Genomic DNA, 20629 nt, shown 5'->3' with positions numbered 1-20629 from the left:
TGAGTCGTGCCCCGAGGGCGTCGTCAAATTCTCCACTGGTAGATTCGGCGACGCCCTCGGGCATTCATCGATTCGGTGGGGAATCAGACGTGATGGACCCGGAAGCCGAGGCGGACAGGTGACGGATCATCGTCTCGTTCGATTGGTCACGAACTCTTCGTATACATGGCCACGATCTCGCGCTTGAGGATCTTCCCGCTCGGTCCCTTAGGCAGCTCCTTGACGAACTCGATGATCCGCGGAATCTTGTAGGCGGCCAGGTTCTCCCTGGCGAATCTCTCCACGTCTTCAGCGTCGAGGTGGGCTCCGGGGGATAGGGCGATGACAGCGGTGACCTGCTGCCCGTATTTCTCATCGGGGGTGCCGACTACGCTGGCCTGAGCGACTCCGGGGATCTCGTAGAGGACCTCTTCGACCTCACGCGGGTAGACGTTGTAGCCGCCGTGGATGATGAGGTCCTTGATCCGGTCGACGATGAAGAGGTATCCGTCTTCATCCAGGTGGCCCAGATCGCCGGTGCGGAACCACCCTTCGTCATCGAGCACCTCGGCGGTGGCCTCGGGCTTCTTCCAATACCCGAGCATGACTGCCGGGCCTCGCAGCACCACCTCGCCGACCTCGCCTGCAGGAAGCGGTGATCCTTCCAGGCCGATGACCTTGACCTCGAACCCAGGAGTGGGCAGGCCGACGCTTCCGACCTTCCTTGTCCCGAACAGCGGATTGAACGTGCCCAGTCCGGCCGTCTCCGTGAGCCCGTATCCCTCTGCGACGGGTGCAGAGAATCGCGCTTCGACCTTGCGGAGCACCTCTCCGGCGATCGCCGCACCGCCGGAGCTCACGAGCCGCAGGTTCGGTGTCGCGGCCCCATCGGCGTTCGTGAGCACCGACATCCACATGGTGGGCACGCCGGAGATGATGGAGACCTCGTCCTTCGCCATCGCATTGACGAAGGCCTGCGGATCCCACCGCGGGAAAAGCGTGAGAGGGGCACCGGCACTCAGCGCGGGCAGGGCCATGTCGGCGAGCCCGAAGACGTGGAACAGCGGCAGGCCGGTGGCTGACCGGTCATCAGGGGAGGTCTGAGTCATCTCCTTGACGATGTCCGTGGTGGCGATGAAGTTACCCAGAGACAGCATGGCGCCCTTCGGTTTGCCGGTGGTGCCCGAGGTGTAGAGCAGGGCGGCCAGGTCATCCCAGTCGAAGTCGACACGATCGAACTCGGCGACGCCGTCCTCTTCCAGTCGAAGGCTCGGCCCCTCGTTGCCGACCAACGGCAGGGTGTCGAAGTCGATGCCGCGACCGATTGCAGCGCTGCGTCCGGCCTCGGCCATGGCTGGGTGGGCCACAAGCCGACGTGCGTCCGAATCTTCGAGGATGTAGTCCAGCTCCCGGGCCGTCGAGAGCGGATTGACGGCGACGGTCGCAAGTCCGGCGGCGTGGGCGCCGAGGAATTCGATGAGGAACTCCGGGCACGACGGGGCGATGAGCACCGTCCGATCGCCCGGGAGAAGCCCGGAGGCACGGCAACGATCGCGTGCGGCTTCGATCTCGCCGAGGAAGCGCAGATGGGACAGCGAGACCCGGTCCGGGCCAGGGGGAGTGCGCACTGCAGTGGAGTCCGGGATCGTCTGTGCCCAGGGGACGAGCAGATCGATGATTGACGTGCGCAGGGTCGCGTCCATGAGACTCCTTTACTTGAAACTGAGTGCGGGTTCAACTATAGATGGATGTGGCCCTGCACACAATGAGGTGGGGCATTGTGGTGAAGGGGGAAGTCGATGGAGCTCAAAGGACGGAACGCGGTAGTCACCGGCGCGGCCGGAGGGATCGGTGCCGCGATCGCAGCGGCCCTGCATGAACGCGGGGCGCGAGTGCTCCTCGCTGACCTCGCCGAGGAGGTCGCCGACACCGCGGCAACGCTGGGGCAGCCGCATTGGACCGGGGATGTGTCCTCGGCAGAGGGTGTGACCGGGCTGCTCGCCGCCGCCGAAGGCGAACTGGGGCAGGTTGATCTCTACTTCGCCAATGCCGGGATCACCGGAGCCACCGGCCTCGGCGGCGAGGACGACTGGGACCGAGTCATCGACGTCAATCTGCGGGCCCACATCCGAGCCGCCGAACGACTCGTCCCCGAGTGGACTAGGCGTGGGGAAGGATATTTCATCGCCACCGCCTCGGCGGCGGGACTGCTCACTCAGATCGGACAGGCAGGATATTCGGTGACCAAGCACGCCGCGCTCGCCTTCGCCGAATGGCTGTCCGTGACCTATGGCGACGAGGGTCTGCGCGTGTCAGTGCTGGCCCCCATGGGTGTGAACACGAAGATCCTGTGGGGTGAGGATCCCAAGGCGATCACCGGGGACGCGCTGACCGGGCAGCGAGCAGTCGCCGAGGCAGGAAACGTCCTCGAGCCGGCAGACGTCGCCACCACCGTCATGGCCGCCATCGAGGCCGAGACCTTCCTCATTCTGCCCCACCCCGAAGTCCTCGACATGTACCGCATGAAGGGCTCGGACTACGACAGATGGCTGCGCGGCATGCGCCGCTACCAGGCGAAGCTGCAGGGGCACTGATGAGCTGAACGCCACTGCGGAAATGATTGAGCGGCAGGGATCCGTCCCTGCCGCTCATTCTGCGTCTGAGACCTCAGCCTCCGATGCTGTTGGCGTGCAGGTGCTCGCCGGGAACGGCCGTCGGGGACTGCCTGACCACCTTGGGGTTGGTCTCTCTCAGGGCGATGGCACAGCCGATGGTGATGAACGCCGTGGCGCAGACGAAGAGCGCGATGCCCACAGTCGAACCATCCATCTTCGCGATCAGCCAAGTCATCACGATGGGCGTCGAGCCCGACACGATGATCGCATTGAGCTGATAAGCCAAGGACACCGAGGAGAAGCGGATCTGCGGTGCGAACAACTCCCCGAAATACGAGGCGACCGGAGCGTAGACGAGTGACTGGAATACGGCAGCCACGCTGACCGCGATCGTGAACATGGCCATGTTCGCTGCGTTGATGAGAGCGAAGTAGGGGAAGGCCCAGATGAGGATCCCGACTCCGCCGATGATGATGACCGGTCGACGTCCGATCCGATCGGCCAGCCTGCCGCCGAGCAGGGTCACTGGGATCGCGACGACGGTGGAGAGCATGGCGGCGATGAGCATGCTGTTGTAATCCATGCCCAGGTACGTCGTGCCATAGGACAGGGCACCGGCGATCGTGATGTAGAAGACGCAGTTCGTGGCCGACAGTGTGCCGGAGGCGAGCAGGATCGTCTTCCAGTTCGACTTCACTGCCTGCCACAGCGGTGCACGCACGACAGCGGGTTTGCTTGCCGAGACTTCCGAGACTTCGCGTTTGAGCGCTTCGAACTCGGGAGAGTCCTCGATCTTGAGCTGGATGTACATGACGACCGGCACAAGGAGTGCTGTGGCCCAGAACGGCACCCGCCATCCCCAGGAGATGAAGGCTTCATGGCTGATGGACGTGGAGACGATGACGAAGACGAGATTGCCCAACAGTGCTCCACAGGGGACTCCCACCTGCATGAAGGAACCCGAGAACGCTCGATGTTTGGGCCCGGCTGATTCGCTGAGCAGCAGCGCAAGGCCACCCCACTGCGCCCCACAGGCGATGCCTTGGAGGAACCGGCACGTCACGAGCAGGATCGGTGCTGTGAGGCCGATGGTCGCGGTTGCGGGCAGGCATCCGATGGCGAACGTGAAGATCGCCATTGCCAGCAATGAGATGACGACCATGGGTTTGCGGCCGAGCTTGTCCCCGTAGTTGCCGGCGAGCAGCCCGCCGACCGGTCGGGCGATGAAGCCGGTGGCAAAGGTTGAGAACGACAGGAGTACGCCGTTGATGCCCTCCGCGTCCGGAAAGAACACGTGCGGGAAGACGAGTGCGGCGGCGGTGCCGTAGAGGAAGAAGTCGTACCACTCGATCGATGAGCCGATGAGTCCGGCCGCGCGGAGTCGGCCGTGCTTTCCGGCGTGGACCTTTGAGTCTCTGCGGCTGAGGTTCGCGGTGGAGTTTGGGGGCATGTGGCGTCCTTTGTTCGTTGAAGGCTGCTCGGTGGGTGATGTGTGTCGTGGTGATGTCCGTCGTGGCAGCGATGTCACTCGAAATAGCGGCGCGGGTTCTTCACCAGCATCGTGTCGATGTCGTCCTCGCTCACGCCACGTTCGAGCAGAGTCGGAATGACCTCGTCGCTGATGTGACGGAAATGCCAGTTGGGCTGCGCTGTCTCCTTCTCCTCCTGCGTGAAGTAGTCGATATAGCACGACGCGTCATGGGCGAGAGTGATCTTCTCGGCATATCCGCGGCGGACGAGTTCGACGATTGTCTTCACGCGTTGCTCGGTCGGGAGATAGGCATCGATTCCGAAGCGATCCATTCCCAGGAAGGATCCGTTGTCCGCGATCGTCATCAGGTAGTCGATATCGGTCGAATCCCCGGAGTGCCCGATGACCACTTTGCTCAGATCCGCGCCCTCCTCCTTGAGGACTCTCTGTGCGACCAGGCCCGATTCGGTGCTCGGGTTCGTGTGGACCGTGATGGGCGCACCGGTCTGCGCGCTCGCCTGACCGACGGCGCGCATCGTGCGTTCGACTCCAGGAGTGAGGCCGGGCGTTTCGATGGCGCACTTGAGGAACGCCGCCTTGACTCCTGTGTCTGCGATGCCGGTCTCGATATCAGCGATGAAGAGACCGACGAGCGGCTCCGGTTCATCGATGAGCAGCCCCGGGCCGTGGTGATCGAATTTATGCGGCAGATCATTGAATGTGTAGAGTCCCGTGGCCACGACGATGTTGAGATCGATCTGCTCCGCCACTTTCTGAACCCGGGGATGTAGCGTCCGAGTCCGACGACGGTTGGGTCGAAGATCGTGTCGATGCCTGCGGCCTTGAGATCGTTGAGCTTCGCCACGGCGTCGGCGATCTTCTCCTCCTCGTCCCACCCCATGTCGTAGTTCTGCCGCATCTCCTCGTTGACGATGAAGATGTGCTCGTGGACGAGGGTCCTGCCGAGGCTGCTGCTGTCGATGGGACCGGTGACAGTCTGCACTTGTGCCATAGGTGCTGCTCCTTCGCATACGTGGCTCGACCGTGCACCAGATGCCACTGCCACTTGAAGTGATGCGGCTCACACGGCTACTCTTACGTTATCGAATATGAACTCAATTTCAAGTGTGGCTTGGCACCCCACAGAGAGGCAGACCATGACAACTCCCATTCGCCCCACCTCGATCGCCGACCTCGAGGCACTCGTCGGCCAAGAGCTCGGCCCGACCGGCTGGCATGTGCTGGTCCAAGACGACATCAACGCCTTTGCCGATCTGACGAATGATCATCAGTGGATCCACGTCGACGAGGAGCGCGCGGCGGCAGGACCGTTTGCCGGAACCATCGGCCACGGCCTGTTCACGCTCTCCCTTGGCCCGGCTTTCATGGAGGAGTTGATGGCCTTCGACGGTTTCGCTCACAGCCTCAACTACGGGTACGGGAAGGTCCGCTTCCCGAACCCCCGTCCAGTGGGCTCACGAGTTCGCATGCATGCCACCGTCACCGAGGTGGAGCGAAAGAAGACCGGGTCCGCCCAGATCACGACGACTCAGGTCTTCGAAGCCGAAGGCATCGACAAGCCCGTGTGCGTGGCCGAATCGATCGGTTTCTTCACCGAACACGGCGCCGAAGTCTGACGCCCGAGCCTCTCCACACGACTGAAGGAATCCGCATGAACATGTCAACACTATTCAGCCTCGACGGACGCAGCGCTCTCATCACCGGAGGTTCGCGCGGCATCGGCCGAATGATCGCAGAAGGATTCGTCCAACTCGGCGTGCGCGTCTACATCACCGCCCGCAAGGCCGAAGAATGCGACGCAGCGGCAGCTGAGATGTCTGAGAAGGGGACCTGCACCTCCATCCCCGGCGACATCTCCACCCCGGAGGGACTCGACGCCGTCGTCTCGCGACTGCGAGAGCATGAGTCGAGCCTGGACATCCTCGTCAACAATGCCGGGGCCGCCTGGGGTGCACCCTTCGACGAGTTCCCGGAACACGGCTGGGACAAGGTCATGGACCTCAACCTCAAGGCACTGTTCTTCCTCACCCAGAAACTCGCCCCCGAGCTGCGTGCAGCCGCCGCCGGTGGAGACCACCTCGCCAAGGTCATCAACATCGCCTCCATCGACGGTATCCGGACGAACCCGAACGAGACGTACAGCTACCACGCGAGCAAGGCCGGAGTCATCCACCTGACCAAGCGACTCGCGGCTCAACTCGCCCCGGACGGAGTGATCGTCAACGCAATCGCTCCCGGAGCCTTCCCCTCACGAATGAACAAGGATGCCCGCGATAACGGCGACGAGGTGCAGCAGCGCATCCCCGCCGGGCGCATCGGCGGTCCCGAGGACATGGCAGGAGCCGCGACCTTCCTCGCCTCGCGCGCCGGTGACTACGTGGTCGGCGAAACGATCGTCGTCGACGGCGGCGTCGTCGCATCAACAGGGATCTGAGGCGGCGAGAACCCGCCGCTGGCACTCTCCGCCCCGCAGACATTCCGCCCCTCAGACACAGAGAAACAGGAAGAGCAGACACCATGAAGGCAGTACAGCTCAACGCAACAGACGGACCGGGCTCACTCGCGCTCGCCGACGTCGACACCCCCTCGGCAGGACAGGGCACAGTCCTCATCGACGTCGCCTACGCGGGAGTGACATTCCCCGAACTGCTGCAATCGCGCGGGCAGTATCAGATGAAGCCGCCTCTGCCCTACACCATGGGTTCGGAGGTCGCTGGAACCGTGCGTGACGTGGGAGAAGGGGTCACCGGCTTCGCCGTCGGAGACCGGGTCGTCGGCGTCGCGGGCACCGGAGCGTACGCAGAGGTCATGGCCGTTCCCGCCTCAAGCGTCCTGCCGCTGCCGGAGACCGTCTCGCTGCAAGCCGGAGCAGGAATGCCGATGAACCTCCTCACGGCAGACTTCGCACTTCGTGTGCGAGGGCGGCTCGAAGCAGGACAGAGCGTCCTCATCCACGGTGCTGCCGGCGGCCTCGGCAGTGCACTGGTGCAGGTCGCACTGGCCTACGGGGCGGAAGTCATCGCCGTCGTCTCCACTCAGGAGAAGGCGGAGACGGTGACTCAGCTCGGCGCCCAGCATGTCGTCCTCGCCGACGGGTTCAAGGACTCCGTCAAGGAGATCTTCCCGCGCGGAGTCGACCTCGTCGCCGACCCCGTCGGCGGAGATCGCTTCACCGATTCCCTGCGCTGTCTCTCACCGTTCGGCACCCTCCTGGTCCTCGGCTTCACGGCTGGTTCCATCCCGGAGGTCAAGGTCAACCGCTTGCTGCTCAACAACGTCTCCGTCGCCGGAGTCGGCTGGGGTGCTGCTGTGGCCGTGCGCCCGGGGATGGTGGCCGAGCAATGGGAATCGCTCTGGCCTCATCTGTCCGCCGGTGATCTCAACCCGGCCGTCCACACTGTCCTGCCGTTGGAGAAGGCAGGCGAAGCACTCGAGATCATAGACTCCCGCTCCGTGCGGGGCAAGGTGCTCCTCGAGGTCAACGGTGAGGGCGATGACGGCGCCGTTGCCGCGCAATGACCAGCCGCCTCGGCGCCTTCGATACACGTCGCACCACTCAACAGAACTGATCAGAAAGCAGGAACCATGGACTTCGCACCCGATGAGAAGACCCGCGAATACCAAGACAAGCTCAACGCCTTCATGGACGAATTCGTCTACCCGGCAGAGTCGGTCTACCACCAGCAGCGTGCGGAATCCGGAGATCCGAACTTCCACCCGCCGATCCTCGAGGACCTCAAACGTGAGGCGAAGAGCCAAGGATTGTGGAACCTGTTCCTGCCCTACGAGGGATGGGGCGCAGGACTGACGAATGTGCAGTACGCCCACCTCGCTGAGATCACGGGCCGAAGCCCGGAGATCGCGCCCGAAGCCATCAACTGCAATGCCCCGGATACGGGAAACATGGAAGTGCTCACCCTCTTCGGGACCGACGAGCACAAGGAGAAGTGGCTCAAGCCCCTGCTGGCGGGTGAGATCGCCTCAGCCTTCTGCATGACAGAGCCGGCCGTGGCCAGCTCCGATGCGACGAACATCGAAATGAGCATCGCCTCCGACGGTGATGACTACGTGCTCAACGGTCGGAAGTGGTTCGCCTCGAATGCGCTTCACGCCAACTGCAAGGTCTTCATCGTCATGGGCAAGACCGACCCCAGCGCCGAGACCCACCGCCAGCAGTCGATGCTGGTCGTGCCCAAAGACACTCCGGGAATCACGATTGTCCGCGGACTGCCTGTGTTCGGGTACATGGACCGCGAAGGTCACGCCGAAATCCTCTTCGAAGACGTGCGGGTGCCCAAGTCCGCGCTGCTCTCCGGTGAAGGCGAAGGCTTCGCCATCAGCCAGGCGCGATTGGGTCCCGGCCGCATCCACCACTGCATGCGGTCGATCGGTATGGCAGAACGCTCCCTCGACCTGCTCATCGACCGGGCTCAACAGCGGGTGACCTTCGGGCAGCCAGTTGCCGAGCGGGCCAACATCCAAGAGTGGATCGCCGAGGCGCGCATCGAGATTGAAGCCACCCGTCTCCTCGTGCTCAAGGCGGCTTGGATGATGGACACCGTGGGCAACAGGGAAGCGGCGACGGAGATCGCGGCCATCAAGGTCAAAGCACCCGAGATGGCGCTGAAGATCGTCGACCGCGCCATCCAGGTACACGGCGGCGGTGGCGTCACCGACGACTTCCCGCTGGCAGGCTTCTACGCTCACCTGCGCACCCTGCGACTGGCCGACGGACCCGACGAGGTGCACAAGCGCTCGATCGCGCGGCGGGAGCTGCGCCGGCGAAAGAATGCTCGGGAAGCCGGATGAGCGTCGAGCTCAACCTGGAAGCGCTCGCCGCCTGGATGCGCGGCATCGGCGAACCGGTCACCGGAGAGCTGAGCGGAACCAGGGTCGGCCAAGGGCAATCGAACCTCACCTACCGCATCGACGACGAGGCAGGGCATTCCTGGATTGCCCGCCGGCCCCCGCTGGGCCGGCTGCTCGCCTCGGCGCACGACGTCGAACGTGAGTACCGGATCATGTCGGCGCTGCAGGGAACCGGCGTGCCGGTCCCGACCACCATCGGCGTGTGCACCGATGGTGGTGTCGCCGACGTCCCCGTCTTCCTCATGGAACACGTCGAGGGAACGGTCGTCGATGATGAGGAGACCACACGGGCACTGAGTCCAGAGGCGCGGCGCAGGCTCGGCCTCGACCTGGCACGGACGCTGGCGAAGATCCACGCCGTCGACATCGATGCTGTGGGACTGGGCGAGCTGGCCTCGCGGAAGCCCTACGCGCCGAGGCAGCTCAAACGGTGGACTCGGCAGCTGGGGGAGAGCCGAACCCAGGAGCGGCCTGATCTCGACGCCCTCACCCAGCTGCTCGTGGACCATCAGCCCGAATCGGACGAGATCGGGCTGGTCCACGGTGACTTCCACGTCCGCAACGTCATCATCGATGAGCGCAGCGGGGAGATCCGTGCAGTTCTCGACTGGGAGCTCTCGACCCTGGGGGATCCGCTGGCGGATACCGGCAGTGCGCTCGCCTACTGGACTCAGGCAGGTGAGATGCCCGGCGGAATGTTCGCCGCATCGATGGTCGAGGGCTTTCCGACTCGAGCCGAGATGACCGCGGAATATCTGCAGGCGTCCGGGCGCAGCGGGCAGAGCCTGGGCTTCTGGCACGTGCTCGGCGTCTGGAAGGTCGCCATCATCGCCGAAGGCGTCTATCGCAGGGTTCTCGACAACCCCGCCAACGCCGCCGGCTTCACCCCGACGCCGGAGAACATCCAAGCGCTCATCGACCACGGCTGGGATGTCGCCAGAGAGAACGGGTTGGCATCATGAGGCGCTCGACGCCAGCTGCCGGCGACACGGCGGATCGTATGATGGACTGATGATGTCGAAGACCGAAGAACACGGTGAGAATCCGCCTGCACACGGCGGTGCGGCACCGAAGCGTGACCTCCCGACGACCGCACGCGGACTGCGCACTCGCGCCTCCCTCGTCGCCGCTGCCCGTGCCGTGTTCGAGCGCGACGGCTTCATCGATTCGCGTCTGACGGACATCACGAAGGAAGCCCAGTGTTCAACGGGTACCTTCTACACCTACTTCGACAGCAAAGAAGAGGCACTGGCCGCGGTTCTGCAGGAGGCCCAGGAGGACATGCTCCATCCTGGTCCTCCGCAGGAGCATCACGAGAATCGCACCGTCGTGGAGTCGCTCGAGGCCGGTAATCGGGCCTACATCGAGGCGTACAAGCGCAATGCCAGGCTGATGCTCCTGCTGGAGCAGGTCGCTTCGGTTGATCCGGAGTTCCGGCAGCTGCGCCTCAATCGCGGGCAGGCCTTCGCCAAACGCAACAGCAAGTGGGTCAAGAAGCTTCAGGATGAAGGCTTCGCCGATCCGAGTCTCGATTCTGACATGTCCGCCAAAGCCCTATCGCTGATGGTCGGACGCATGGCGTTCTACAAGTACGCATTGAACGAACCGGGCTGGGGCACTGATGAGCTCTTGGTGGAGACCGCAACGAAGCTGTGGCTCAACGCACTGGGCATCCCTGCCGACGGTTCCCGACGCACCTAGGAGTCAGCAATGACAACGACGTCACACGAACCCAGCGGCCATCCCTTCGACAATGCCTCGGTGGCAGCGCGCTTGGCCGAGCTGCCGGTCACCGCCGAGGCGCGGGAACTGAAGATGAGCACGGAGCGCGGGGATTTCCTCGGGTTCCGGGCAACCCCTGTCCGCCATGACCCGGCCCTCGGCGATGCGCTGCTGCTGCACGGGTGGCCGGAGTTCGCGTCCTGTTGGGAGTCGACGGCTGCGCTCCTCCTCGAGCAGGGGATGAGTATCGTCGCCTACGACCAGCGAGGCTATTCGCCCGATGTGCGCCCCGAATCGGCCGACGAATACACGATGGCTCACCTCGTCGCCGATCTTGATGTGATCTCACGTGAGGTGGGGCTCGAGCGCTTCCACCTCGTCGGCCATGACTGGGGTGGGATGGTCGCCTGGCACTATGCGGCCAACCATCCCGAGCGGCTGCTCACCAGCACCGTCGTCTCGACGGCGCACCCGATCGCCCATGCCAAGCAGGTGCGAGCGGACCCGGATCAGTACGAGCGCATGGCCTATATGCGTTCGATCCAAGACCACCCGGAGGGCGTGGCCAGGACACTGCTGCGCAACGACGGTCAGCGCCTCGTCGAGCTCTACGACGGTGACGTCCCCGACGACATGGCGGCCTCCTACGTGGAGCGGCTGAGCGAACCCGACGCGATGCTCTCAGTCCTCAAGTACTATCAGGCCGCTGATGGCCGCGAACGAACAGCGAGCACCCCGATCACTGTTCCCACGACCTTCGTGTGGGGCAGCGAAGATGTTGCCTTCACCCGCGGTTCGGCTGAACTCAGCGCCAGCTACGTCGAGGGCCCTTACCGTTTCGTCCCGCTCGAGGGCGCCTCGCACTGGCTCCCGGAATCACGGCCCGAGGACATCGCACGTGCCGTCCTCGAACGAGTGCGGGAGCACTCGGCTTCATAAGTGCAGGCAGGGCAGGTGCCTATCGAAGGTGCTCGCGCCGCTGGCGACCAAGAGTCATTGCGATAAGACCCAATCGGCGACCGCATAGAGCGCGTCGATTTCGGTGGGCAGATGCGTGTCGTCAGAGGGCAGTGCTTGTGCGATCGAGAGCCCGTTGATGAAGGTGAAGAGGATGCGGGCTCGTCGAGCGTTGTCACCTGGCAGCAGTGCGCCTTCGTCTTCGAGGGTATTCAGGCAGTATTCGATGCGGCGGTGAAGCTCTCGTTCGCTGGCCAGATACTGTGCCCGGGCCCCTTCGGAGGGTTCGTTTGCGATGTATCGGTCGAAGGTCTCACGCCACGCGTCTCGTGGGTCGGCTCCGGCCGATACGAGAAGTCGTTGCAGGCATGCCACGAGTCTCTCCCGTGCAGGTATTGAGGTGTCGTGCATTGCGTCTGCGGGAATGATCAGGTCGTACACCCGAGCGATCACCTCATCCATCAGCGCACGTTTGGTGGGGAAGTGGTGTTGGAGCGACCCCGTGCTCACTCCTGCCCGCTTGGCAACTGCCCGCACGCTCATCATCGCTCCGGGCTCTTCTCCGAGCATCGTCGCGGCGGCCCACAGGATTTTGTCTCTGCTGCTGATGCCCTCTGGTGGCTGAAGTTCCATCATCCCCCTTCCATTACGCCGTATTAGTAGTTTACGCTAGTGACCATCAAGTCACCAATACACTGTATTGCCCGAGGGGGTATTCCGGTGGTCACCGTGGAAGGAATCTCATGACGACGTCAAGCAGGCCTGTCTGGCTTCTCGGCCCTGAGGGGAAGCCGAAGGACTTCTCTGCCATTCCCAGCGGAGTGGAGTATCACCGAGTCCTCGCCGGCAGCCATCGGCGCATAGGACGAGGCATCCTTGCGATCGTGCTCCTGCTGGCAGGACTGGTCTTCTTCTCCCTCGCGGCCAACTGGCTCAGCGCCGTCATCGACACGGGGCTGGGAAACAGTCCATCCGATTACACGCCTGCCCGGCATGCCGGGAGCATGATCGGCCTTGCCCTTCTCATCCCGTGGAGCATGCTCATCCAGCGCTGGCTCTACGGAAAGCCCACAGGGTCGCTGCACTCCGTGTCCTCGCGGTTCCGATTCGATCTGCTCGGCAAATCGCTTCTGGTCTTCGGACCCGCGTGGCTCATCGTCAACGCCTTCGGATTTCTGGGACCAGTTGAAGAAGTCCCCTGGTCGCACGCGGATCTCATCGCAATGTTCCTCATCACCTTCCTCCTGACTCCGCTGCAGGCGGCGGGTGAGGAATACGGCTTCCGCGGATTGGTCTTCCGCATCCTCGGGAGCTGGACACACAGCCGGCGCCTCGGGTTGATCATCGGAATCGTCGTCACCAGCGCGGCATTCACCGCCATGCACGGATCCACCGATCCGTACATCATCACCTGGTACCTGACTCTGTTCACATGCTTGTCCGTCATCACTTGGCGCACGGGTGGGTTGGAGATCGCAATCGTCCTCCACGCTTTGCTCAACACCCTGAGCTTCCTTGCAGCCTTCTATCTGCGCATCGACTTCGGAGCGGCCATCGGAGACCGATCCGCCGGGGTCGGAACGCCTTATCAGCTTCTTCCCGCCCTCGTCATGGTGGTCATCACGGCGATCATCTGGTGGTGGACACGCAAGTCAGGCCCCGCTCGCACCCCAGATGGTGGGTTCCAAAGCGGAGACGAGGAGTGAGACGTCAACTCCAGTGATGCCGATGTGCGGGATATGCTGACCCCATCCTCTGCCCTCGATGAGTCACTGCAGCAGGCCAGAGTGAAGCAGACGTGAGGAGACATGAGCAAGATGCGTGCGGTAGTCCAGAACGAATTCGGCGGGCCGGAAGTCCTCACCCTGATCCACGACGCACCGATCCCCGAGCCCAGTCCCACCGAGGTCCAGGTGCACGTCAGCCATGTGGGGGTCAACCCGGTCGATGGAAAGACCCGTGGTGGAGCATCCGTGGCAAAGCTCATGGGCGCATTCCCCATCACCGTCGGATGGGATATCGCCGGTGAGGTCTCCGCTCTGGGCAATGGGGTGAATCGTTTCGCTGTCGGTGATCGCGTCTTCGGGATGCCCCGTTTTCCCTACCCGGCCGACGGGTATGCCGAATTTGTGACCTCACCGTCTCGCCACCTCGTACGCATTCCCGATTCTCTGGATTTCGCGACTGCCGCATCGATTCCTCTGCCTGCCACGACGGCGTACCAGATCGTGCACGAAGCCGCGGATGTGCGCAGCGGGCAGAGCGTGCTCGTCCTCGGCGGTGGCGGCACCGTCGGCACCTATGTTGTGCAGATGGCGAAGAAGCTGGGCGCGACTGTCATCGGTCACGCAACGGGAGAGAAGCTGAGACATCTCGAGTCTCTCGGTGTGGACCGGGCGATCGACTATGCGAGCGAGGAATTCGACGACCCCAACCTCAGCGCCGGAGGAATCAGTGATGTCGACATCGTCATCGACCTCATCGGTGGGGAGTTCGCCCTTCGCGCAGTTCCACTGACCAAACCCGACGGGGTCGTCGTCGGAGTGCCGTCGGGGCAGCAGCAGGGCCTCGACGCGGCTGCCGCTCAGGCGGGCGTCCGCTGGACGAACGTAATCGTCGAACCAGATCATGTTGCGCTCGAATACGTCGCTGAGCTCATCGAAAACGGGGAGCTTCATGTGCCCGCACCGGCCACGGCCCCGCTCGAGGACGTTGTGGCCGTTCACCGGCAGATGGACGACGGCCACCTGCCGAAGACAGCGCTGGCGATATGACCGCTTGACGGTCACACCTCTACGGTTCGATCGTGCCGTGCCACACTGATCCCATGACGGACGTGAATGCGATGTCTTCGACGGAGAAGATCGAACGCGGTGCCACCGCCGTGCACAAGGTGGGTCTACAGGGGGCGGCGATCGATGCGATGCCGGCAGAGGCAGTTCCTGCGACTCGGGCAGAGGCCTACGCGATGCAGACCCGCTATGCCGAGTTGGAAGGGCAGCCCACCCGAGGGTGGAAGATCGCGGCGACGAGTGAGGCCGGGCAACGGCATATCAATGTCGAGGGCCCGCTGGGTGGTCGCGTGCTCGCCGACCGCATCCAAGGCGACGGGGAGGCTGTGTCGCTGAGCGGCAACTCGATGTGTCTGGCCGAGCCGGAGTTCGTGTTCGTCCTCGGCACGGCGCTGCCTCCGCGCAGAAGCGCGTACACTCTCGACGAGGTGATGGAGGCGGTGGCTGCGCTGCACTTCGGCATCGAACTGCCAAGTTCCCGCTTCACCGATGTCACCACAGCCGGTGCACTGCAGATGATCGCCGACAACGCCTGCGGACACCGGTTTGTGCTGGGGCCTGCGGTGAAGGAGACCTGGTCCTTGCGCGATCTGGCCGAGGTGTCGATGACCGCCGAAGTCGACGGCCCATCAGGGTCCCGAGCCTTTGAGGGGGTAGGCAGAAACGTTCTCGGTGACCCAGCCGCAGCACTGACCTGGCTGGTCAATGAGCTCTCCGCCGTCGACATCGGCCTGGCCGCGGGGGATTTCATCACTACGGGCACGTGCAGCGAACCCATCCCAGTTGAACCGGGTGATTCCCTGTCAGCGAGGTTCGACGATCTGGGGGATGTCACCTGCACGTTCGTGGCCTGAACCGAGGACCTACCACTGAGAGCCTCAAGCAGCGAAGACCCCCGGGGTCGTTCCTAAGGTCCGGCGAAAGTGCCGGGTGAGATGGGACTGGTCGTGGAAGCCGGACTGGGCGGCCGCCTCGGCAGGGGAGAGCCCGGACAGGAGAAGCCTGCGGGCGCGGTCCACGCGACGGCCGATGACGTACTGGTGCGGGGCGATCCCGTAAGTCTGGGTGAACACCCGGACCAGGTGACTGCGGTGGGCACCTAAGTCAGCGGCCGCCTCGGCGATGGTGAAGGCCTCTTCCAAACGATCATCGAGCAGGTGGCGCAGACGACGGGCAAGTGGCTTGTCGGAAGCCGTGTCGACTGGTGATTTCAGCTGCGGCTGCACGAGGTCACGCAGCGCAAGGACTCCGCACTCGGCAGCGAGGACATCGGCCGGGTCACTCAATGCGGCATGGATCTGGTCGACGGTCGAGGTGACGCTTGGGTCGACGAACATCGGTGTCTGCGCTGCGGCATCGATGGCGTCCAGGGGCAGCCATTCGGGTTCGAGGTAGAGTACACGTTTGCGAAACGGAACATCAGGAGTCGCCGAGCGGCCATCGTGGGGCACCTGGGGCGGCAGCAGCGTCACCGTCGAGTTCGTTGTCTGGTGTTCGTGCCGGTCCAGATCGTAGGTCACGGTGCCCTGATCGACGAGCAGAACCGTCCATGAATCATGAGTGTGCGACGGATAGGCATGATGTTCGAACTGTGCGTGGAGCACCTCCTGCACCAGGGGCACATCCGGGTGCCACGCATGGATTACATCAGCCATGTCACAAACGTACAAGACCCACCTGGGGAATTGAACAAGAGTGTGAGCATGCACGAAAACACGAACACAGCAGAGACAGTCGCAGGCACCACCGATACGGTCAGTCCCGCCCGCACCGAGGTGGTCCGCTTCGACACGAAGGTCGTCGTGGTCCTCCGCGATGACCTGCTGCCCTGGCAGGAGCTCAACGTCACCGCCTTCCTCATGTCCGGCATCGCGACCAGCGAACCGAACCTGGTGGGGGAGAGCTACCGAGATGCCGACGGCAACGACTATCTTCCGATGCTGCGCCAGCCAGTTCTCGTCATGACTGGTGGCGCGGAGGTGCTGGCCAAGGCTCGGACGAAGGCACTGGGCCGCGGGATACCGATGGCTGTGTACACGCAGGAACTGTTCTCGACCGGCCACGATGCCGCCAACCGTGAGGCTGTGGCTGCGGTCGCTGCCGATGATCTCAACTTAGTCGGCATTGCTCTGCGCGGGCCGAAGAATGCGGTGGATCGGTTGGTGAAAGGCGCGCGGATGCACGGGTGATCTCAATCCGCAGGTTCCCGGCTCTCAGGCGAAATGCTCTGCAAACGGGAAATAGCCGAACTCTTGGTTCTCCAGAGCTCCCGTGACTTCGGCGCCGAGGCTGTTCCTGACATGGGTGCGGACGAGATCGGCGGCTGCGATTCCATCGCCGGCAATGACCAGTTCGAGAATCTGATGGTGTTGATTCTGATCGATGGTGCGAGGCTTGGCGCCAGCGGGAAGCTCGAGGCCTATGCGTCGGTACCGATCGGATTTGTCCCACAGGTCGTCTAATAGCTTGACCATCACGTCATTGTGCGAGGCGACGTAGATGGACCGATGGAAGGCTCGGTGCGCACCGATGGCTTCCTCCCCCCAGTCCCGAGTCACAGGCAGCAGGTTGTCGGCCGCGGCCTTCATTGCGGCAATGTCCCTCTCGGTTCTGCGTTTGGCGGCCAGTTCGGTTGCTGATGGTTCCAGCGAGTAGCGAACCTCCAGCAGATGACGGGCCTCGGATGCGCTCATCGGGGCGACGCGTGCGTCCCGATGGGCATCTATTGTGAGCCAGTCTTCGCTCGCCAATCGTCGGATTGCCTCACGAAGTGGGGTGATGCTCATCCCCAGGTTTTCTGCGAGTTCATACTGCGACAAACGCGACCCGGGTGCCAGCTCGCCTGATGTGATCCGGCGCCGAAGCTCCGCGTACGCCTGCGAACCTTTGCTCGGCATTACGCCAGCGCCATTCATGGTGACCCCATTCCCAAGAAAAGGCCCTTTTGACCTTGTACCGCTAGTCCGGCCAGTGTACGGTATAACCATCTTATAAGAGTCTTATAAGATCCTAATCCGAAGAAGGAGGACCATGAGGATTGTCTCTGCTCATGCGGGCACCATTCCGATCAGTTCGTCGATGCGCAATGCCTACATTGATTTCAGCAAGATGGACTGCACGATCCTGGCGCTTGTCAGCGATGTCATTGTCGACGGCAAGCCGGTGGTCGGCTACGGCTTCAACTCGAACGGTCGGTACAACGCCACTGCCATATTGAACGACCGCATCCTGCCGCGACTCGAAAACGCAGCGATTGACGAGCTCACCGACAACGGTGAGCTCTCCCCAGCCAAGGCGTGGGGCATCATGATGGCCAACGAGAAGCCGGGCGGTCACGGTGAACGTTCTGTTGCCGTGGGCGTTGCCGATATGGCACTCCACGACCTGGCCGCCAAGATCGCTGGAGTCCCTCTGTACCGTTGGATCTCCGACCACTACGGCGATGGCGATCCCGACGATGACGTCTTCGTCTATGCAGCTGGTGGCTATTACGCCCCCGGCAAGACACTGAACGACCTGCAGGACGAGATGCGAGGCTTCCTGGCTTCCGGCTATGAGAACGTCAAGATGAAGATCGGCGGTGCCGACCTCGCCGAAGACCTCGAGCGCATCGAGGCCGTCATTGACGTACTCGACGGGGATGGTTCGCGGCTCATGGTCGATGTCAACGGCAAGTTCGACCTCCACACCGCGCTCGAATACGGCAAAGCCATCGACCAGTACAACCTGTTCTGGTACGAGGAAGTAGGCGATCCTCTCGATTACGGACTCAATGCAACGTTGTCGGAGAACTACCGCAATCCCATTGCCACCGGTGAGAACCTCTTTTCTGTCCAAGACGCTCGCAACTTGATTCGATACGGGGGCATGCGTGCCGACCGTGACTACATCCAAGTGGACCCCGCTCTGAGCTATGGCCTGACAGAGTACAGACGTGTCCTCGACATGCTCTCCCAGCACGGGTGGTCATCGCGTCGTTGCATCCCGCACGGCGGTCACCAGTTCTCACTGCACATTGCCGCCGCGCTCAAACTTGGCGGCAACGAATCATATCCCGGGGAATTCCAGCCCACCGGCGGATTCACCGACGACGCTGTCATCTCCCATGGCCGTGTATCACCCGGAGACTTACCGGGCATCGGGCTGGAAGGAAAGGCCGCGTTCTACGAGGTGCTGCGGAACTTGCACGCCTGATCTCACCACATCCGGCTGGCGGTCCCCTGGCCTTCTCGGCAGAACGGGGCCGCCAGCTGTTACGAACGATCTGTCTATACCGGATCACCAAGCGATCGCCGTCAACGCCGCCGGCTTTTCCTCTCACACCGACCGGCCTCTACACACCCGGCATCACAGTTCCATCTGATGACGAAGTCGGACATCGCTTCGCACGCGACACACGAACTGACACTGCAATACATACGCCGAGCAAGAGACCAAAGAAGGTACAGCAATGGCAACAGCACACTCTCATCTCAACGCCATATGGGGAAGCCTGTGGGCGTCGCACTACGAGATCAAGAAGATCCTCACGTTCTCAAATGTCCGGAAGCCAACCGGTATCCAAACCATGGCAATGAGCAGCGCAGCTGGGGGCACGTCGACCACAGACCGCTCGGACCACATTGACGAGGCCGGGGCGGCGAAGGCTCCGGACCCCATTGGGCCCGGTTACACGCCTGCACGCCTTACGGGGCTGTTTCTAGGACCACTGCTCTTCACACTCACTCTCGTCTTCTTCAAACCTGACGGGCTAAGTTCTGAGGCGCAGGCAGTCCTCGCCAGCACGCTCTGGGTAGCGACATGGTGGATCACCGAGGCGATCCCCATCCCTGCTACGTCTCTGCTTCCGGTGGTCCTGTTTCCTCTCACCCGAGCGCTCGACGGAGATTCGGTCGTTGCCGCCTATGGCAACGACATCATCTTCCTGTTCATCGGGGGCTTCACACTGGCGATTGCGATGGAGAAGTGGAATCTGCATCAACGAATCGCACTTTCGATCGTCGCAGCGATCGGCACGAGCCCGCGCCGCATTGTGCTCGGCTTCATGGTCGCAACAGGATTCCTCTCCATGTGGGTATCCAACACCGCGGCCACAATGATGATGATCCCCGTCGGCTTGGCTGTCGCTTACCAGGCCGCGCGATCTCTGCGAGGAGGCGAGTACCAGGACGAACTCCCCAAGTTCGAGAAATCGATCATCTTCGGTATCGGGTACGCGGCCACCGTCGGTGGGCTGGGAACTCTGATCGGCACGCCACCTCTCGCCGTACTCTCTGCAACAGTCGGAGAGTTGTTCGACGAGACCATTTCGTTCGCGCAATGGATGTTGTTCGGAGTCCCAATCGTCGTCATATTGCTGACTCTCACCTGGCTCTACCTCACAGGCGTGAAGTTCAAAGTCCGCTTCAAACAACTGCCGGGCGGAGAAGAACTCATCAGGGACGAAAAGGCTGCCCTTGGAAAAATGTCGAGTCAGGAGAAGACAGTTCTCTGTGTCTTCATCGGTGTTGCGTTTATGTGGGTCACCCGCTCATTCATCTGGGAGGACCTGCTTCCGGGTATCAGCGACGGCGTCATCGGCATCATGGGCGCGATTGTTCTGTTCACGCTGCCGAGTCGCGGCACCCAAGAGAAGCGAATTCTCCGGTGGGAGGATTCCACCAAGATTCCGTGGGGCATCCTCCTATTGTTCGGCGGCGGCCTGGCAATTGCTGCAGGCTTCGTCGACAGCGGTCTCTCCGAGTGGATCGGCGAACAGCTGCGTACCCTGGACGGGATCAACATCTTCCTCGTGATCGTCATCTCCACCGCGCTCGTGCTGTTCCTCACGGAAATCACGTCAAACGCTGCAACTGCGACGATGATCCTTCCGGTCATGGCGGCATTCGCACTTGCCCTGGGCATCCACCCCTACGCGCTGATGGTGCCATGCGCAATGGCGGCCAATTGCGCGTTTATGCTCCCAGTGGGGACGCCACCGAATGCGATCATGTTCGGAACCGGGAAGATCACAATCCTGGAGATGGTGAGGACCGGATTCTGGATCAACATACTCGCCCTGGCGTTCATCATTGCAGCAGTGTTCCTCGTACTTCCCTGGCTGTGGGGGATTGACCTGCTCTCGACGCCTGCCTCATATCTGTGAAAGGCCGTTGTGACTCTGAGAGATCAACCGAGCCGATTTCAGCGTCCCTTGCATTGAT

Annotated in this window: 19 protein-coding genes and 1 pseudogene; 14 read left to right on the top strand and 6 right to left on the bottom strand. The window is 62.6% G+C overall.

Annotation, left to right across the window (positions count from 1 at the left end):
• Window positions 1-146: 146 nt before the first annotated feature.
• The gene (locus FO013_RS16505; protein WP_143923651.1) at window positions 147-1682 is read right to left on the bottom strand and encodes an AMP-binding protein; all 1536 of its coding nucleotides are present in this window, start codon (window positions 1680-1682) and stop codon (window positions 147-149) included.
• Window positions 1683-1778: 96 nt separating this feature from the next.
• Here FO013_RS16505 and FO013_RS16500 point away from each other — a divergent pair, with 96 nt between their 5' ends.
• Window positions 1779-2573, top strand: a complete 795-nt coding sequence (locus tag FO013_RS16500) for an SDR family oxidoreductase (protein ID WP_143923650.1) — start codon at window positions 1779-1781, stop codon at window positions 2571-2573.
• Between the two features lie 73 nt (window positions 2574-2646).
• Here FO013_RS16500 and FO013_RS16495 read toward each other — a convergent pair whose 3' ends face one another.
• Window positions 2647-4044 carry an MFS transporter gene (locus tag FO013_RS16495; RefSeq protein ID WP_143923649.1) on the bottom strand — a complete coding sequence of 466 codons (1398 nt, stop codon included), beginning with the start codon at window positions 4042-4044 and terminating at the stop codon, window positions 2647-2649.
• Window positions 4045-4118: 74 nt separating this feature from the next.
• Window positions 4119-5077, bottom strand: a pseudogene (locus FO013_RS16490) (phosphotriesterase family protein).
• A gap of 145 nt (window positions 5078-5222) precedes the next feature.
• Between FO013_RS16490 and FO013_RS16485 the strand changes: the two are divergent.
• The 7 genes from FO013_RS16485 to FO013_RS16455 all read left to right on the top strand — a co-directional run bounded on the left by FO013_RS16485 (window position 5223) and on the right by FO013_RS16455 (window position 11616).
• Window positions 5223-5702, top strand: coding sequence for a MaoC family dehydratase (locus tag FO013_RS16485; protein WP_114385142.1), 480 nt, complete (start codon window positions 5223-5225; stop codon window positions 5700-5702).
• Between the two features lie 41 nt (window positions 5703-5743).
• A complete protein-coding gene (locus tag FO013_RS16480) occupies window positions 5744-6520 on the top strand; it encodes a glucose 1-dehydrogenase (RefSeq protein ID WP_260848212.1) in 777 nt (258 codons plus the stop codon).
• An 83-nt stretch (window positions 6521-6603) separates the two neighbouring features.
• Window positions 6604-7605, top strand: a complete 1002-nt coding sequence (locus FO013_RS16475; protein WP_143923647.1) for an NADPH:quinone oxidoreductase family protein — start codon at window positions 6604-6606, stop codon at window positions 7603-7605.
• 66 nt (window positions 7606-7671) lie between these two features.
• On the top strand, window positions 7672-8895 hold the full coding sequence (locus FO013_RS16470; RefSeq protein WP_143923646.1) for an acyl-CoA dehydrogenase family protein: 1224 nt from the start codon (window positions 7672-7674) through the stop codon (window positions 8893-8895).
• A complete protein-coding gene (locus tag FO013_RS16465; RefSeq protein ID WP_143923645.1) occupies window positions 8892-9917 on the top strand; it encodes a phosphotransferase family protein in 1026 nt (341 codons plus the stop codon). Before FO013_RS16470 ends, FO013_RS16465 begins: the two co-directional genes overlap by 4 nt.
• Before the next feature lie 49 nt (window positions 9918-9966).
• A complete protein-coding gene (locus FO013_RS16460) occupies window positions 9967-10656 on the top strand; it encodes a TetR/AcrR family transcriptional regulator (RefSeq protein WP_143923644.1) in 690 nt (229 codons plus the stop codon).
• Window positions 10657-10665: 9 nt separating this feature from the next.
• On the top strand, window positions 10666-11616 hold the full coding sequence (locus tag FO013_RS16455) for an alpha/beta fold hydrolase (RefSeq protein WP_143923643.1): 951 nt from the start codon (window positions 10666-10668) through the stop codon (window positions 11614-11616).
• 54 nt (window positions 11617-11670) lie between these two features.
• Here the strand turns inward: FO013_RS16455 and FO013_RS16450 are convergent, their stop codons facing one another.
• A complete protein-coding gene (locus FO013_RS16450) occupies window positions 11671-12270 on the bottom strand; it encodes a TetR/AcrR family transcriptional regulator (protein WP_260848211.1) in 600 nt (199 codons plus the stop codon).
• Window positions 12271-12377: 107 nt separating this feature from the next.
• On the opposite strand from FO013_RS16450, the gene FO013_RS16445 reads away from it, so the two are divergent.
• The 3 genes from FO013_RS16445 to FO013_RS16435 all read left to right on the top strand — a co-directional run bounded on the left by FO013_RS16445 (window position 12378) and on the right by FO013_RS16435 (window position 15280).
• The gene (locus tag FO013_RS16445) at window positions 12378-13340 is read left to right on the top strand and encodes a CPBP family intramembrane glutamic endopeptidase (RefSeq protein ID WP_143923642.1); all 963 of its coding nucleotides are present in this window, start codon (window positions 12378-12380) and stop codon (window positions 13338-13340) included.
• A 102-nt stretch (window positions 13341-13442) separates the two neighbouring features.
• On the top strand, window positions 13443-14408 hold the full coding sequence (locus FO013_RS16440; RefSeq protein WP_143923641.1) for an NADP-dependent oxidoreductase: 966 nt from the start codon (window positions 13443-13445) through the stop codon (window positions 14406-14408).
• A 53-nt stretch (window positions 14409-14461) separates the two neighbouring features.
• Entirely contained in the window at window positions 14462-15280 is an 819-nt protein-coding gene (locus FO013_RS16435; protein WP_222103657.1) for a 2-keto-4-pentenoate hydratase, read from the top strand.
• A gap of 24 nt (window positions 15281-15304) precedes the next feature.
• On the opposite strand, the gene FO013_RS16430 is transcribed toward FO013_RS16435, so the two are convergent.
• Window positions 15305-16081 carry an AraC family transcriptional regulator gene (locus FO013_RS16430; protein ID WP_143923640.1) on the bottom strand — a complete coding sequence of 259 codons (777 nt, stop codon included), beginning with the start codon at window positions 16079-16081 and terminating at the stop codon, window positions 15305-15307.
• 48 nt (window positions 16082-16129) lie between these two features.
• Here FO013_RS16430 and FO013_RS16425 point away from each other — a divergent pair, with 48 nt between their 5' ends.
• On the top strand, window positions 16130-16615 hold the full coding sequence (locus FO013_RS16425; RefSeq protein ID WP_143923639.1) for a DUF2000 family protein: 486 nt from the start codon (window positions 16130-16132) through the stop codon (window positions 16613-16615).
• 24 nt (window positions 16616-16639) lie between these two features.
• Here the strand turns inward: FO013_RS16425 and FO013_RS16420 are convergent, their stop codons facing one another.
• On the bottom strand, window positions 16640-17323 hold the full coding sequence (locus tag FO013_RS16420; protein WP_235343673.1) for a GntR family transcriptional regulator: 684 nt from the start codon (window positions 17321-17323) through the stop codon (window positions 16640-16642).
• A gap of 133 nt (window positions 17324-17456) precedes the next feature.
• Between FO013_RS16420 and FO013_RS16415 the strand changes: the two genes are divergently transcribed.
• Together FO013_RS16415 and FO013_RS16410 are read left to right on the top strand one after the other, a co-directional pair.
• Complete coding sequence (locus FO013_RS16415; RefSeq protein ID WP_143923637.1) at window positions 17457-18620, top strand: enolase C-terminal domain-like protein; 1164 nt, start codon at window positions 17457-17459, stop codon at window positions 18618-18620.
• A 256-nt stretch (window positions 18621-18876) separates the two neighbouring features.
• The gene (locus tag FO013_RS16410; protein ID WP_143923636.1) at window positions 18877-20571 is read left to right on the top strand and encodes an SLC13 family permease; all 1695 of its coding nucleotides are present in this window, start codon (window positions 18877-18879) and stop codon (window positions 20569-20571) included.
• Window positions 20572-20629: the final 58 nt, after the last annotated feature.

Source organism: Brevibacterium aurantiacum (genome assembly GCF_007558825.1).
GTDB lineage: Bacteria > Actinomycetota > Actinomycetes > Actinomycetales > Brevibacteriaceae > Brevibacterium > Brevibacterium aurantiacum_A.
The sequence above is the reverse complement of the archived record's forward strand: the minus strand, read 5'-3'. Positions and strand labels throughout refer to the sequence as shown.